The sequence below is a fragment of the Flavobacterium zhairuonense genome (assembly GCF_004352915.1).
GTDB classification, from domain to species: domain Bacteria; phylum Bacteroidota; class Bacteroidia; order Flavobacteriales; family Flavobacteriaceae; genus Flavobacterium; species Flavobacterium zhairuonense.
The window spans coordinates 29,971-44,267 of the sequence record NZ_SJSY01000064.1 but is presented as its reverse complement, the minus strand read 5'-3'; the positions used below and the strand labels follow the sequence as shown (position 1 = coordinate 44,267).

Genomic DNA, 14,297 nt, shown 5'->3' with positions numbered 1-14,297 from the left:
ATTATAAATTTGTTACTGTTTGCAAGGTGATCAAAGCCTTGTTATAATTATTCACCGTATCCAAATGTTCATTTTTAATTGTAATCGCTTGATTTACGACTAAAACCCATTGTAGATAATCAATATCACCATTACGCAATTGACTGTTAGCTGCATCAATAATAATTTGTGCATTTGCCAAACCTTCGCTTTCATAATATTGAAGACTTTGCTTGTATTTCTGAACTTCTTTAGAAGCATTTTGTATTTGTGCTGCAACTTCAATTTTTACGGCTTCTGATTGTGCTTCAAGATTTTGAAATTCAGCTTTTGCAGCTTTGCTTTTAGCAGATTGACTTCCAAAAAACAAAGGAACACTCAGACCTGCCGTGATATAACTGAATCGATCTCCTGAATTATAATACACTTCCTGTCCTGCAGCATTGGTTTGAAAACCCGTAATGCTTAGATTATTATAGCCAAAATTTAAATCGGGCATCAAACGAGCTTTTTCAGTTTTCCATCGCCATTTTGCGGCTTCGGTTTCCTGTTTCCAAACTTTTGTCATAGGCAATTCGTCTATATTTTTAACTTCCGAACGTGAGCCCGAATCCATTTTTACGTTTGTTTTTTCTGGTGAATATTGTTTGTCATCCTGCAACAAAGCGTTAAATGAACGAAGCGCAATATCAACATCAAGTTCCAGCATATTCAGCTGATTGGTATAAAACTGTCTAGCCGATTGTGAGGCACTTTTTTCTAAAACATTTGTTTCTCCTGTTTTAAATCGCAATTGTGATTTTTCTTCCATTAATCGATAAATGCTATCTGCATAATGCAAAAGATCGCGTTTGCTATTAAGCCATACCAATTCGTAGTATAATTTTCGGACTGATGATTTTACTTCCTGCTGTGTCAGCTGGTTTTGTGCTTTTGCTGCTTCAGCTCCCGCAGTAAATGCTTTTTTCTGTCGGGAATATACTGTTGGAAAATTAATGGTCTGGCTGATTCCAAAGCGCGTATCGTTTAATCGACTATTGAATTGACCATAATCGGCATCGATTTGTGTTTTTGGAAGATCATACGCTGCTTTATTCAAAAACGTTTTAGATTCCTCATTGAACTTTGCGGCTTTGATTCTGCTATTATTTTTAAGCGCAATTTCAATCGAATGTTGCAATGAAATTTTTTCCGTTTGTTGTGCATAAATACCATTAAAACCATTTAATAGAAATAACACGACTATAATTGCTGAGATGTTTTTCATTTTCTTTTTCTTTCTAAAAGATTTCATACTATATGTCATCAAATAAATGGCCGGAAGTACAAAAAGAGTCAATAATGTAGCAGTCACCAGTCCGCCGATTACTACAGTAGCTAAAGGTCGTTGTACTTCTGCTCCTGCTCCGTTACTAAGCGCCATTGGCAAAAATCCTAAAGAAGCTACTGCGGCGGTCATCAATACCGGACGAAGTCGGTTTTTGGTTCCTGTTATAATAATATCAAAAGGATTTGTAATTTCGCCCTGTTTTTGGATTCGGTTAAACTCCGATATCAACACAATTCCGTTTAAAACGGCTACTCCAAAAAGAGCAATAAATCCAACTCCCGCCGAAATACTAAACGGCATATCGCGCATCCATAAAGCAAAAACGCCACCAATAGCCGATAACGGAATCGCGGTAAAAATGATAATTCCTTCTTTAAACGATTTAAAAGCAAAATACAAGAGTGCGAAAATCATAAAAAGTGCTGCTGGAACGGCAACTCCAAGTCGGCTTTTAGCTTGTTGTAAATTTTCAAAAGAACCACCATATGTAATATAATATCCGGGATCCATTTTGATCTGAGCATTGACCTTCTGCTGTAATTCGTTTACGATGCTTTGCACATCACGTCCGCGAACGTTAAATCCAACAATAATTCTTCGTTTGGCATCTTCACGTTGAATCTGATTTGGTCCTTCAATTTCCTGAACAGAAGCTACTTGATATAGCGGAATCTGTGTTCCAGAAGGTGTTGCAACTAAAAGGTTTCTAACATTTTCAATTCCTTGTCTGCCGCTGTTTTCAACACGTACAACCAAATCAAAACGTTTTTCTCCTTCGTATATATTTCCGGCAACGGCTCCAGCAAAAGCAGCATTTACAGTTCTGTTAATGTCTTGAACATATAAACCGTATTTTGCCATTTCTGCCCAATTGTAGTCAATTACAATTTGTGGCATACCTGTAACTTTCTCCACGTATAAATCAGCAGTACCTTTTACAGTTTTGCTTATTGCCCCTAGTTTTTCTGAATATTCATCGAGTTTATTGAGATCTTCTCCAAATATTTTACAAACAACATCTTGTTTTGCTCCTGTCATCAATTCGTTGAAGCGCATCTGAACTGGAAACTGAAAACCTGTTGTAACACCTGGTGCAACTTCTTGAACCGTTTTTGCCATTTTTTCGGCCAATTCAGAGAAAGAAGAAGCACTTGTCCATTCTGATTTGTCTTTTAAAACAATAATCATATCGCCTCCTTCAATTGGCATTGGATCGGTTGGAATTTCAGCGCTTCCGATTCGAGAAACTACTTTTTTGACCTCAGGATATTGTTTCTTCAATTCGGCCGAAATTTTTACAATCGTTTCAGTTGTAGTCGAAAGGTTTGTTCCTAAAAGCATTCGGGTTTCTACTGCAAAATCTCCTTCCTCTAATTGTGGAATGAATTCACCTCCCATCAATCCGAATAAAAATACGGCGAAACCAAACAATACAACTGCTGTAACAACAATGCTTTTTTTAATGGCTAATGCTTTTGTTAGCGCTTTTTCATACCAATTTTCTAATCTTAACATTACACGGTCTGAGAAGTTAAGCTTATGACTTATTTTTTTGCTGATGAAAAGCGAACTCACCATTGGCACATACGTCAATGACAATATAAAAGCACCTAAAATGGCAAACGCCACAGTCTGAGCCATTGGTTTGAACATTTTTCCTTCAATTCCTTGGAGTGATAAAATTGGCAGATATACAATCAGAATTATGATCTGTCCAAAAACAGCTGCATTCATCATTCGCGAAGCTGAACCCGAAACTTCTTTATCCATTTCTTCCTGAGAAATATTATCTATCGATTTGTATTTTTTCGAAGTATGCATATGATGCAAAATCGCCTCGACGATAATAACGGCGCCATCTACAATAAGTCCGAAATCTAGCGCTCCCAAACTCATTAAATTGCCGCTTACGCCAAAAGTATTCATCATTATAATAGCAAAAAGCATTGCTAGCGGAATCACAGAAGCTACGATAAGTCCAGCTCTTAAATTTCCTAGAAACAAAACCAAAACCAAAACGACAATCAATGCACCTTCCATCAAGTTGTGTTCAACTGTTCCAATGGCGTTGTCCACCATTTTAGTACGATCCAAGAAAGGTTCTATTTTAAGTCCTTCGGGAAGAATTTTTTCGATTTCGGCTACTTTTGTTTTGACATTTTCAATGACATTGCTGGCATTTTCACCTTTCAACATCATCACAATTCCCCCAACCGATTCTCCAATATCATCTGTAGTTAAAGCACCATAACGTATTGCTGAAGATAATTTTACTTCTGCCACATTTTTCACCAAAACCGGAGTTCCGGCTTGAGTCGTTTTAATGACAATATTCTCAATGTCTTCGATCTTCTTAGCAAGACCTACACTTCGAATATACGAGACTGTAGGACCTTTTTCGATGTAAGCTCCACCTGTATTTTGATTGCTACGGCTTAAAGCATTAAAAACATCGCTAATGGTTAAATTTTGTGCTTTCAATCGTGCTGGATTTACGGCAACTTCGTATTGTTTCAACTTTCCTCCAAAGGTAGAAACATCAGCAATTCCTGGAGTTCCAAGCAATTGTCTTCTTACTGTCCAATCTTGAATAGTTCGCAGATCGGCTAGTGAATATTTGCTTTCGTATCCGGATTGCGGTTTTAAAACATATTGGTAAATTTCACCGAGTCCTGTTGTTACGGGCGCCATTTCGGGCATATTGGCATTTTCGTCTATTTCGACTTTCTGCAAACGTTCCGTTACTTGCTGACGCGCCCAGTACACATCGGTATCGTCATCAAAAACAATTGAAACAACAGACAAACCGAATCTTGAAATACTTCGGCTTTCTTTCAATTGCGGAATATTACTTACGGCTTGTTCAATGGGAAAAGTAATCAAGCGTTCAACATCTTCGGCTCCCAATGATGGAGCCGTGGTTATAATTTGTACCTGATTGTTAGTGATGTCAGGTACGGCATCAATTGGCAAACGGGTTACTTCAAACACACCATAGATAATCCATAGCAATGTGAAAATCCCAATTGCCAGTTTATTATTAACTGAAAACTGAATGATTTTATTAAGCATATTTTCTTTTTTGGGAATACTAAAATGCAACACTCATGCGGTTCAAAACTGCATGGCATTGTTAACTTCCAATAAAAAGAATTATGCAATTGGAGGTCTAAACAGACTTCCTAAATAAGGATTTGCATGAAAATTTGCTTTGTAATTATTTACAAATTGAGAGTCTAGAGGAATTATGTGCAAAGTCGAAGTATAAACTCGGCTTGGAATAAATACAATATGTTGTGAGTGTGGATCAACCTTCTTAAAAGGAAGCTGCATATCGCGCTCATCATCATTATCATTGATATCCTGACCTAAGTAATGCATAGCGATAAAATCGGCAAATGCAAGTCCTTGTCCGTTTGACCTTTCCTGATGTTCCATAAAATGCTGTACAAGAACAGGTACTTTTGATAATTGCCCGAAAAAGCAATTATTAAAGTTGATTAAAAGGATCAATATGTACAGGGAAATTTTTCGCACAGCACAAAAATATTAAGATTGAAGCTTTATTACAAGACTTATCTGTAAAATCTTTGTCATTTATTACGTGTTCCAAATATTCAGCAATTACGCGATTTTACAAACATTGAAAACAAGTTTAAAGAATTCTGATTTTCGACAGTTTCTCTTAATTTACCTATACTTTAATAAAACAAAAAAGTGCTGAATTTATCAGCACATTTTTCGTTCACTTTCAAAATATTCAATTATATAACTTATCAAAAAGGTCTGGCGAAGCTTTCAAATATTTATCTTTCCCGACTTCTTCATTCCATTTTTTAGTGATGAAATCGCTCAATTGCAATCTGGAATCAATTCCTTTAAAAGTTGGATTCACTTTCCATCGGGGTTTATCTTTCCAGTTAGCATTGATATAACTAATTGCCTTTACCGTTTTAGGATTATCGTTTATGGTTTTGAAGAAAGGAACAAACCACTCATCCCAAGCCATTTTAGCTTGTTCAGGATTAGATAAAATCATTTTTTTTGTAAGTCCTGTGTTGCCTTTTAGATCATTTTCCCAATCTGTTACTGTTGGAGCAGCTTCACAGATAAAAACAGGTTTGTTTTTTGCTTTTGCGAAAGCAATCATTTTTTCCTGTTTATAATTATTGAAGAAAGATAATCCACACCAATCTACGTAATCGTCTCCCGGATACCATTCTTCCAGATTTTTTAAAGTGCTTTCAAAGCCTTTTGATTGCCAAACATAAGCAACATTTGTAACGCCTTGTTCGTCTAGTTTATCTTTAATATGTCGAAAAGCATTAATGTAAGCGACTCTTTCATAACGATTCCAAGGGCCGTCAAATTCAAATCCGATTCGGAGAAAAACAGGACGTATTCCTAAACTTTTAAAGAAGGTTCCCATTTTTAGAATGTAAGGATCCAATTCACCACTCGCAATTTTTTCTTCAGAATCAATTATAGCTAAACCAATTGCCAATGCCGAATTTTTAAAATTAAGACTATTCAGTTGCAAAGACATATTTTCTGGTCCATCTCCCCAATCTGCCGTTTCATAAATTCCATTTAAACCTGTATAAGTAAAAGAATGTCCATCAAATTCTTCTGTGACTCCCGGCATAATATCAGTGTACATTGTAAATCCGCCGGGTGCCGGAAAATGATCCAAATAACCATTTTTATCTTTTTCCGTTCCGCCTAAAGCATCATTTTCTTGACCAATAAACAAAATTACTTCGCCATCTTCAGGTTCAAATTTGGCTCGTTTTTGTTCTTTTCTTTCCGCAACTTTTTCTTTAGCAGCATTCTGTTTACAGCTCAACATCAAAAAACAAAATCCAATAATCGTAATATATCTTAATTTCATATTTCTAAATTCTTGCGTCATTTCTTTCTTCTTTCTTCTTTCTTCTACTTTTCACTCAATCCAAAATTCTATATTCAAACCAATCAAAATCAGCATGAACAGTATTAGTTGCTAAATCTTGACAACACAATCCTACCAAACAACCCGTAAAAGCAGGTCGATAACGTTCACTTTCGTCCCGAACATAATCATCAGACAAAATGCTCATATCCAGTTTTTCTCCAATGTTTTTGAAGTCATTTCTATTTATGCTAAAACTAAATTGTAATTCGTCATGATTAATATTTGCTCGCAACAAAATTTCTTCAACTCCAGAAACAACGACTATTTCCTTTTGTTCAATAATTAAATAATTGCAACAGCTTACAATTGAAAGCACTTTGTCATTGCCATTTTTTGTAATATGCAAATAATGGTAATGTCCTGTATTATAATACAAAACCAATCCTGCTAATTGCTGAAATTTTGTAGGTTCAAACCAAACAGACGTTGTAATTTGAGCATTAAAATGTTGCAATCTTCTCGCAACAAAAGCTTGTGTGTGTGTCGATGTTAGTGATTCTTTTCCTTTCAATCTTAAAAATCCCGAACGTTCAGTAAGCGAAATCCATTCTTCTGATTGTGGAATTCTCAAACTTTGAAAATCAATCGAAAGCGTGTCTGAATCAAAATCTTCTTTTTCTGAGCTTTTGCCAAAAACAACTTCTTTAAATCCTGAAAATGGAATTTCTAAACGAGGCAAATTCGATTCTGATTTTAAATACGGCCAATTGTTTTTCCAAACAATTTCTTCAATTGCGGTTTCTCTTCCTAAAATACATCTTCCTTGCACCGTCAAAGGTCGGCTTACCAAAAATGTGACAAACCAATCTCCATTTTGAGTTTCAACAAAAGAAGCGTGTCCTGCTTTTTGCAATTCATATTCCGGAGAATTCCGAGCTGTCAAAATCGGATTTTTAGGATGCGACTCATAAGGTCCCGAAATGTCTCTTGAACGCATAACCGTTTCAGCATGACCATATTCTGTTCCGCCTTCGGCAAGAATTAAATAATAATAGCCGTTTCTTTTATACAAATGCGGGCCTTCGGTAAATCCTAAATCAGTACCTGAAGTTAGGTAGAATATTTCCCCAATCAATTTTTGCTCGTTGGTATCATATTCCTGAAGTTCGATTCCGCCAAAAAACTTTCCTTTTCGATGATCGACAAGCATATTAATGTACCAGGTTTTTCCATCGGTATCATGAAAAAAAGAGCCGTCAAAGCCCGCTGATGTCAAATAAACAGGCTCGCTCCAATCTCCTAAAATATCATTTGTCGTTACCACATAATTCGGCGTATCTTTCCAAACGCCGTCAAACGATTTTACATTGGTGTAAACCAAATAAAAAATCCCGTTTTTATAGGATAAACAAGGCGCCCAAACGCCACAAGAGTCTGGAACTCCTTTCATATCGAGTTGTGAAATTCGGTTAAGCGGATGCGCAATAACCTTCCAGTTTTTCAAATCTTTTGAATGGTGGATTTGGACTCCGGGAAACCACTCAAATGTTGATGTCGCAATGTAATAATCGTCTCCAACTCTGCAAATAGAAGGATCAGGATTAAAACCTTTTAAAATTGGGTTCTGAATCATATCCATCTTATTTTACAAAATCAATCTCTATTTGTTCCAATGATTTTCCTTTGGTTTCTGGAAGAATTTTATACAAAACAAAAAAACCGATTAAAGCGATTCCGCCAAAAATAGAAAAGCTAATTGCATTTCCTAGATTTGATAATTCCCAAGGAAAAACTTGCTGTACGACCCAACTCACAAATCCATTTACAAAACCAATTACTCCGATTGCCAAACCACGATAACGATTTGGATATAATTCTGACAACATCACCCACATAACCGGACCAAGCGAAAAAGCAAAACAAGCAATAAATCCCATTACGCCAACCAAAACCAAAACAGCGTTCATTTGCGTTGCCATTTCCAGAATTGTCCCTTCATTTTTTGCATAAATTTGATCTCCTAAAAGTGATTTCATTTCATTTTTAAAAGCAATATCAGTATCATAAACTTTATCTGCAATTGGGTTTAATTTTTCTTTTATAGAAGAATCTAAGTGAGTGATTTTCTCTGATGCAAGCTGGTATTTTGCTTCATTAAATCCGAATGAGCAGAATGCCATGCTAATTGCAATTCCTCCAATACCAATTAATAACAATGGACGGCGCCCCATTTTGTCAATCAAAAACATGGCAACAATGGTGAAAGCAACTGTAATAAAGCTCAACAAAACTCCCGAAGAAAATGAAGCATCATTTCCTATTCCGGTTTGTTTGAAAATAGATGTTGCGTAGAAATAAATCGCATTGATTCCGGTAATTTGTTGTAAAATACCAATTACCAATCCAACCGTAAAAACAAACTTTAATGAAGGCTTAAAAAGATCTCCGATTTTCACTTTTTCGTTATTCTGATGACCTTCTTCTTTCAAACTTTCCAAAATAGATTCGGCTTCATTTTTTGCATTTTGTTCTCCATGCATGGAAATCAAAATTTCTTTGGCTTCGTCGTCTCTTTTCTGAATAAACAACCAACGCGGGCTTTCAGGCACCAAAAACAAAAGAATATAATAGAAAATAGACGGAATAATTACAATTCCGAGCATCCAGCGCCAAACGTTTGTTTCGGTTAAAAAACTACTGCCACCAGATGTATATAAAAAATTGATAAAATAATTGCTCAAAAAAGCGGCGAAAAATCCCAATACGATATTGAGTTGCTGGATTGAAACTAGCTTTCCTCTATTTTGGGCCAAAGAAACTTCGGCTATATATGTTGGCGCAATAACAAGGGCAATTCCAAATGCAATTCCGCCAATCATCCTTGCTATGTAAAGCATTTCATAAGAAAAACTGTAAGCAGACAAAACAATGGATAATGCATATAAAAATGCGGCCAAAATCAATAATTTCTTCCTTCCGATTTTATCACTCAAACGCCCCGAAACTAGCATAGCAAACATGGCTGTAAACGACGGCGAACTTACCACCCAACCGGTTTGAAAATCATTCAGATTAAATTCAGGACCAGCATAAGACATTACTCCAGAAATAATTCCTGCATCAAAACCAAACAAAAATCCGCCTAACGAAACTACAAAAGCTACAAATATTGATTTTTTCATTTAAAATTACGGTTGTTTTATTTCATAAATAGTTTGAGAGAAAAACTCAAAAACTTGAAATTTAATTAATTTTTAAAAAAGGTTGAGCTGCCTTACACACAGCTCAACCACAACTAACATGAAATTAACTATAAACTTAATTAATATCCAGGATTTTGAATTAAAATGCTTGCACCCACTTGCTGAATTTCTGATGCCGGAATTGGCAGTAATTCATCTCTTCCTGCTGTAAATACTTTTCCAACAGCCTCAAGTGCCGTTTTAGCATCGCCCCAACGTACTAAATCGGTATATCTGTCCCAGCCTTCGGTTGCTAATTCTCTTCTTCTTTCATCTTTAACACCTTGTAATGTATAAGCTGGAATTTTTGGGTTTCCTGCTCCGTAAGCTCTTTCTGTAACTAACTGAAACGAACTTGCTCCGCTCAAAATGCCATTTCCTCCCATTAATCGTGCTTCAGCATGCATCAACAAAACATCAGCATAACGAATGATTTTTTCATTTAATGGAGAATCAGCATAGTTTTGTAAACCGTCTTGAACTGCTGGCGGAATCCAATATTTATACATACTTGCTTTAGATTTGAAAGCTGCTGTACCCGTTGGCCAAAAATAATTGTAAGTATCAGTTCCAAAAACCCATTGACCTTCTGTACTCCAATTGATTGAACCGTCAGGATTTGTGCTACAATTACAAGAAACCGCTCCTCTTCCGCCTCTTACAATTGTTTTTGGCGTAATGAAAGTGTATTCTTTTCTTCGATCTGAGTCATCATAAAAATCAATTAATTCTTGTCTTGGAACACTGTTTCCAAAAGCGCTGTTTCCAACAGAGCTATTAAACAAGAAGCCAAACATTTGATGTGAAGATGAACCTTGGTTAGAATAACTCTGTCCGCCTTCAAAATTATTGTATAATGAACCGCTGATGTAGCCAATTTCGAAAATAGATTCTTTTCCGTATTCATTACTCAAATCCCAATTGTCTTCGAATTTTTCTTCCAATGAATACCCCAATTTCATTACTTCTTCGCAGTATTTAACGGTTTCGTTATAATCTTTTTGATATAAATTTGCCTTCGCCAGAACCGCATACGCCGCACCTTTTGTAGCTCTTCCTTTTTTTGCAGGAACCGTTGGTAAAGTTTGTGCCGCATCTAGCAAATCTTTTTCAATTTGCGCATAAACTTCGGCCGTCGTGGCTTTAGGTTTCTTGAAATTATAAGAAGCATCTTTAATATATTCTGTAATCAAAGGCACACCTCCAAAATGTTTAACCAATTCGAAATAAGCAAATCCACGTAAAAACTTAGCTTGTGCAATTAACTGATTTCTAAACGCTTCATCTTTTATTTTTTGTGTTTCAGAAATAAGACCAATAGCAGTATTGGCTCTTGAAATCATCGTGTACCATTTTTTCCACATTCCTTCTACGCTAGGATTATTGGTCTGAATAGGATTTTTGTCAAAAGCTTGACCCGCAACCCAAAATGTCGCCCATTGTGACACCACATTATCTGCTCGCATATCCTGAAACATTACCGGATACATATGTCTTGTCGCCGCTCCGTCAACCTGCCAACGCAAAGGATCATAAGCCGCATTTACTAACGCTTCATAATCTGAATCGGTTTGAATCGCATCTGCAGTCAACTGAGTTGTTGGCTCGATGGTCAAAAAATCTTCAGAGCAACTGTTGAGCATAAATAACATCATAAATGCTAAAACACTTCCTTTTATATATTTAATTTTCATAACGAAATTTTATTTTACATTAAAACTTAACTTGTACCCCCACTAAAATTGTTCTCGCCTGTGGATAAAATCCCCTGTCGATTCCCATATCCAAAGAATTGCTTGCTCCAGATTCACCAATTTCGGGGTCTGTTCCATCGTATTTGGTGTTTACCCATAAATTTTGCCCTGTAACATAGATTCTGAATTTGTCTATTTTCAATTTATCAACCAAACTCGATGGAAGATTGTATCCTAAAGTCACTGTTTTTAATTTTAAGAAAGAACCATCTTTCACATAAAAATCTGAAACCTGAGAATCGGTCAAACCAAAACCTAAATTGTTTTTCAAACCATTTGTTGCGTATGAATTTTTTCTGTTTGAATATCCGGCATCTGTTCTAATTGTCGCATCATAAATATCATTTCCTTCTGAACCGTATAAAAATGCATTGAAATCGAAATTTTTGTAAGCTGCGCCAAGATTAACGCCATAAGTAAAATCAGGAAGAGCGCTTCCAATGTAGGTTTTGTCTGCTGCTGTAATTCCTGGAACTCCATCATTGTCTTTGTAAACCAAATTCCCGGAAGCATCAATAGATTCTACTTGATAACCATAAAATCCGGCAATCGAATGTCCAACTGTAGTCAATGTAATTGGATCGTTGAAAACAAAAGTTCCTGTTCCACCAGTCAATGGCTGTCCGTTGTTTCCTAAACTGGTTACTTTGTTTTTATTTTGAGCTAAATTTGCTGAGATATCCCAAGAAAATCCATTTTCATATTTTTTTCTGTACGAAAGCAACAACTCAAAACCTTTGTTTTCCATATCAGCAATATTTGTTGCCGGCGCAGGATAACCCGAAAATAAAGGAACACCAATTGGAATAAGCATGTCGCTGGTTTTTTTGATGTAATAATCGAAAGTCAATCCGAATGAATTATGGAAAGCATTGATATCCAAACCAAAGTTCGTTTGTGCCACTTCTTCCCATTTCACATCAGGATTTGGCAAAAATGCTGGCGTCAAGCCTGAAACATTTTCTCCACCAAAATTAGTTCCCGAACCTGAATTCAAGACCGCAGAATATTGAAATGGCGCAATATTATCACTTCCGTTGATACCCCAGCTCGCGCGAAGTTTTAAAAGATTAATCCATTTTGTATCATTTAGGAAGCTTTCTTCAGAAATAACCCATCCTCCAGAAACAGAAGGAAAAATTCCTGTTCTATTATTTGATCCAAAATTTGAAGAAGAATCTGCTCTTAAAGTTCCAGACAATAAATATTTATGCGCGTAATCGTAATTTACTTTTCCGTAAAACCCAACTAAAGCAGTATCAAATGCATAAGGAACCGCAGATGTAATTCCAGATGGATTTCGGATTGTAGCAAAATTCGTTGAATCAAAATCATTGGTAAAAAAGCCAACTCCGTTTCTTGAACTTGTACCGAAAGAAGTTTCATAAACCGACATTCCAGCTAAAACATCTAAATTATGATTTCCTAAATTCGAGAATTTATAAGAACCATTTCCGTCAAACTGAGTCATTTTGTTGGAATAAACTGTTTCTTTCAAAGTGGCATTTGTATTTACATAACCTTGTTCTGAAAAGTCAAAAGTTGGCGTAAATTGTTTGTCGAAAGTGTTGTCTTTGTAATGGAAATAAGTTGCTGTGATTTTAAAATCATCTGTTACTTTCCAGGTTCCTTTAATATTAGCTGTCGTAATATCTGAAACCGATTTATTATTGGTAATAATCAAAGCTAAAAACGGGTTTGCTACAGCACCAACAGTTGGCAACGAAACTCCATTTACCACAACTCCTTGCTGATTTCCCATTCCGAAAGGAACTGAAGAATCGTCAGGAGCAAAAGCAGGATAAATTGCCGGAATTGAATTCACAAAATTCATAATCGAAATTCCAGTTCCAGATTGATTTTCAAAAAGATAATCGCGCTCAACATCAACCAAATTAAGTCCAACACTCAAATTGAATCTAGCAGTAAGATCTGTCTCAAAATTCATTTTTACATTTTTTCTAGTGTATTGCGATTTGCCCTCGTTTCCGCCAACCATACCTTTTTGATCATAAAGTCCCCCAGAAATATTATATGAATAATTTTCTCCTCCGCCAGAAACAGAAGCGCTTAAACTAGAAACTGGTGTTGTCTCGAATAATTCGCCGTACCAATCTGTATTGGGCAATTTTGCAATTTCGGCTGGAGTAAGCGGATTTCCGTTTCCTGGATTTTTGGTTCTAAAATCATTTAAATAGGAAACATAAGCATCTTTCTGCATCAAATCTGGCTTATTTCCCAGAGATTGAAAACCAGTGTAAGTATCAATTGTAATGCTTGGCTTTGAAGAATTTCGTCTTCCGGTTTTGGTTTCTACCAAAATAACTCCGTTTCCACCACGCGCACCATAAATAGCAGATGACGCAGCATCTTTAAGGACGTTCATACTTTTGATATCGTCTGGATTCACAAAATTCAAATTCGGAACCTGTTGCCCATCAACCAAATACAAAGGTGCCGACGCTCCAACAGACGCTGCTCCTCTCAAGCGCACCGTAAGTGGCGCACCCGGAGAACCTGAAGTCTGAACTACAGTAACTCCCGGCGTAGTTCCTTGCAAAGCGGCTTCTGGGCGGCTCACAGCCAATTCTGAAATTTGTGCCGCATTTACAACACCAACTGCTGTAGAAACTGCTTTTTTGTTTTGCGTTTGTCCGTATCCTATCACAACCACTTGATCTAGTGTATTTGTGCTTTCGCTCAAAGTAATTGTCACTGGCTGATTTTTTTTAACTGCAACTTCTTTCGTTTCATATCCCAAATAGCTCACTACTAAAGTTGCTGTTTCTGCCGTCACAGAAATCGAGAATTTTCCATCAAAATCTGTAGTTGTGCCAATCTTCGTTCCCTTAACTTTTAAATCTACGCCAGGCAATGGACCTGTACTCGATGTCACAGTTCCTGAGACATTTTGTGAAAATGAGTTTGTCGTCATCAAAAGAAAAACAGACAATACCATTTTGAATAAGTAATTTTTCATAAATGCTGGTTTTTTAAATTTGGATTTTTTTGGTTGTTTTTTTGTTAATAGTTCAAATATATAGACGTGAAATAGGAATGCTTTAATTTTTAACTTCACAAATCTTCAAATCACAAAA

General features: G+C 36.2%; 7 protein-coding genes. All 7 read right to left on the bottom strand.

Features of this window, described 5'->3' with window-relative positions; genetic code table 11:
- Nucleotide 1: 1 nt before the first annotated feature.
- The 7 genes from EYY60_RS03120 to EYY60_RS03090 all read right to left on the bottom strand — a co-directional run bounded on the left by EYY60_RS03120 (nt 2) and on the right by EYY60_RS03090 (nt 14,179).
- Nucleotides 2-4,381: a CusA/CzcA family heavy metal efflux RND transporter gene (locus EYY60_RS03120; protein ID WP_132987942.1), complete on the bottom strand. Its 4,380-nt coding sequence runs from the start codon at nt 4,379-4,381 to the stop codon at nt 2-4.
- A gap of 81 nt (nt 4,382-4,462) precedes the next feature.
- Nucleotides 4,463-4,747 (bottom strand): hypothetical protein, encoded by a 285-nt coding sequence (locus EYY60_RS03115; protein WP_132987941.1) that lies wholly within the window; start codon nt 4,745-4,747, stop codon nt 4,463-4,465.
- 322 nt (nt 4,748-5,069) lie between these two features.
- Complete coding sequence (locus EYY60_RS03110; RefSeq protein ID WP_162847843.1) at nt 5,070-6,200, bottom strand: glycoside hydrolase family 26 protein; 1,131 nt, start codon at nt 6,198-6,200, stop codon at nt 5,070-5,072.
- 55 nt (nt 6,201-6,255) lie between these two features.
- Nucleotides 6,256-7,836, bottom strand: a complete 1,581-nt coding sequence (locus EYY60_RS03105) for a glycoside hydrolase family 43 protein (RefSeq protein WP_235832279.1) — start codon at nt 7,834-7,836, stop codon at nt 6,256-6,258.
- A 7-nt stretch (nt 7,837-7,843) separates the two neighbouring features.
- The gene (locus EYY60_RS03100) at nt 7,844-9,385 is read right to left on the bottom strand and encodes a sugar porter family MFS transporter (protein ID WP_132987938.1); all 1,542 of its coding nucleotides are present in this window, start codon (nt 9,383-9,385) and stop codon (nt 7,844-7,846) included.
- Between the two features lie 140 nt (nt 9,386-9,525).
- Complete coding sequence (locus tag EYY60_RS03095) at nt 9,526-11,139, bottom strand: RagB/SusD family nutrient uptake outer membrane protein (RefSeq protein ID WP_132987937.1); 1,614 nt, start codon at nt 11,137-11,139, stop codon at nt 9,526-9,528.
- Between the two features lie 19 nt (nt 11,140-11,158).
- Nucleotides 11,159-14,179, bottom strand: coding sequence for a SusC/RagA family TonB-linked outer membrane protein (locus EYY60_RS03090; protein ID WP_132987936.1), 3,021 nt, complete (start codon nt 14,177-14,179; stop codon nt 11,159-11,161).
- Nucleotides 14,180-14,297 lie beyond the last annotated feature (118 nt).

Bases quoted from the DNA above. Each gene is read 5' to 3' on its own strand.
- EYY60_RS03120 (WP_132987942.1), bottom strand. From the start codon at position 4,381: ATGCTTAATAAAATCATTCAGTTTTCAGTTAATAATAAACTGGCAATT.
- EYY60_RS03115 (WP_132987941.1), bottom strand. From the start codon at position 4,747: ATGGAACATCAGGAAAGGTCAAACGGACAAGGACTTGCATTTGCCGAT.
- EYY60_RS03110 (WP_162847843.1), bottom strand. From the start codon at position 6,200: ATGAAATTAAGATATATTACGATTATTGGATTTTGTTTTTTGATGTTG.
- EYY60_RS03105 (WP_235832279.1), bottom strand. From the start codon at position 7,836: ATGATTCAGAACCCAATTTTAAAAGGTTTTAATCCTGATCCTTCTATT.
- EYY60_RS03100 (WP_132987938.1), bottom strand. From the start codon at position 9,385: ATGAAAAAATCAATATTTGTAGCTTTTGTAGTTTCGTTAGGCGGATTT.
- EYY60_RS03095 (WP_132987937.1), bottom strand. From the start codon at position 11,139: ATGAAAATTAAATATATAAAAGGAAGTGTTTTAGCATTTATGATGTTA.
- EYY60_RS03090 (WP_132987936.1), bottom strand. From the start codon at position 14,179: ATGAAAAATTACTTATTCAAAATGGTATTGTCTGTTTTTCTTTTGATG.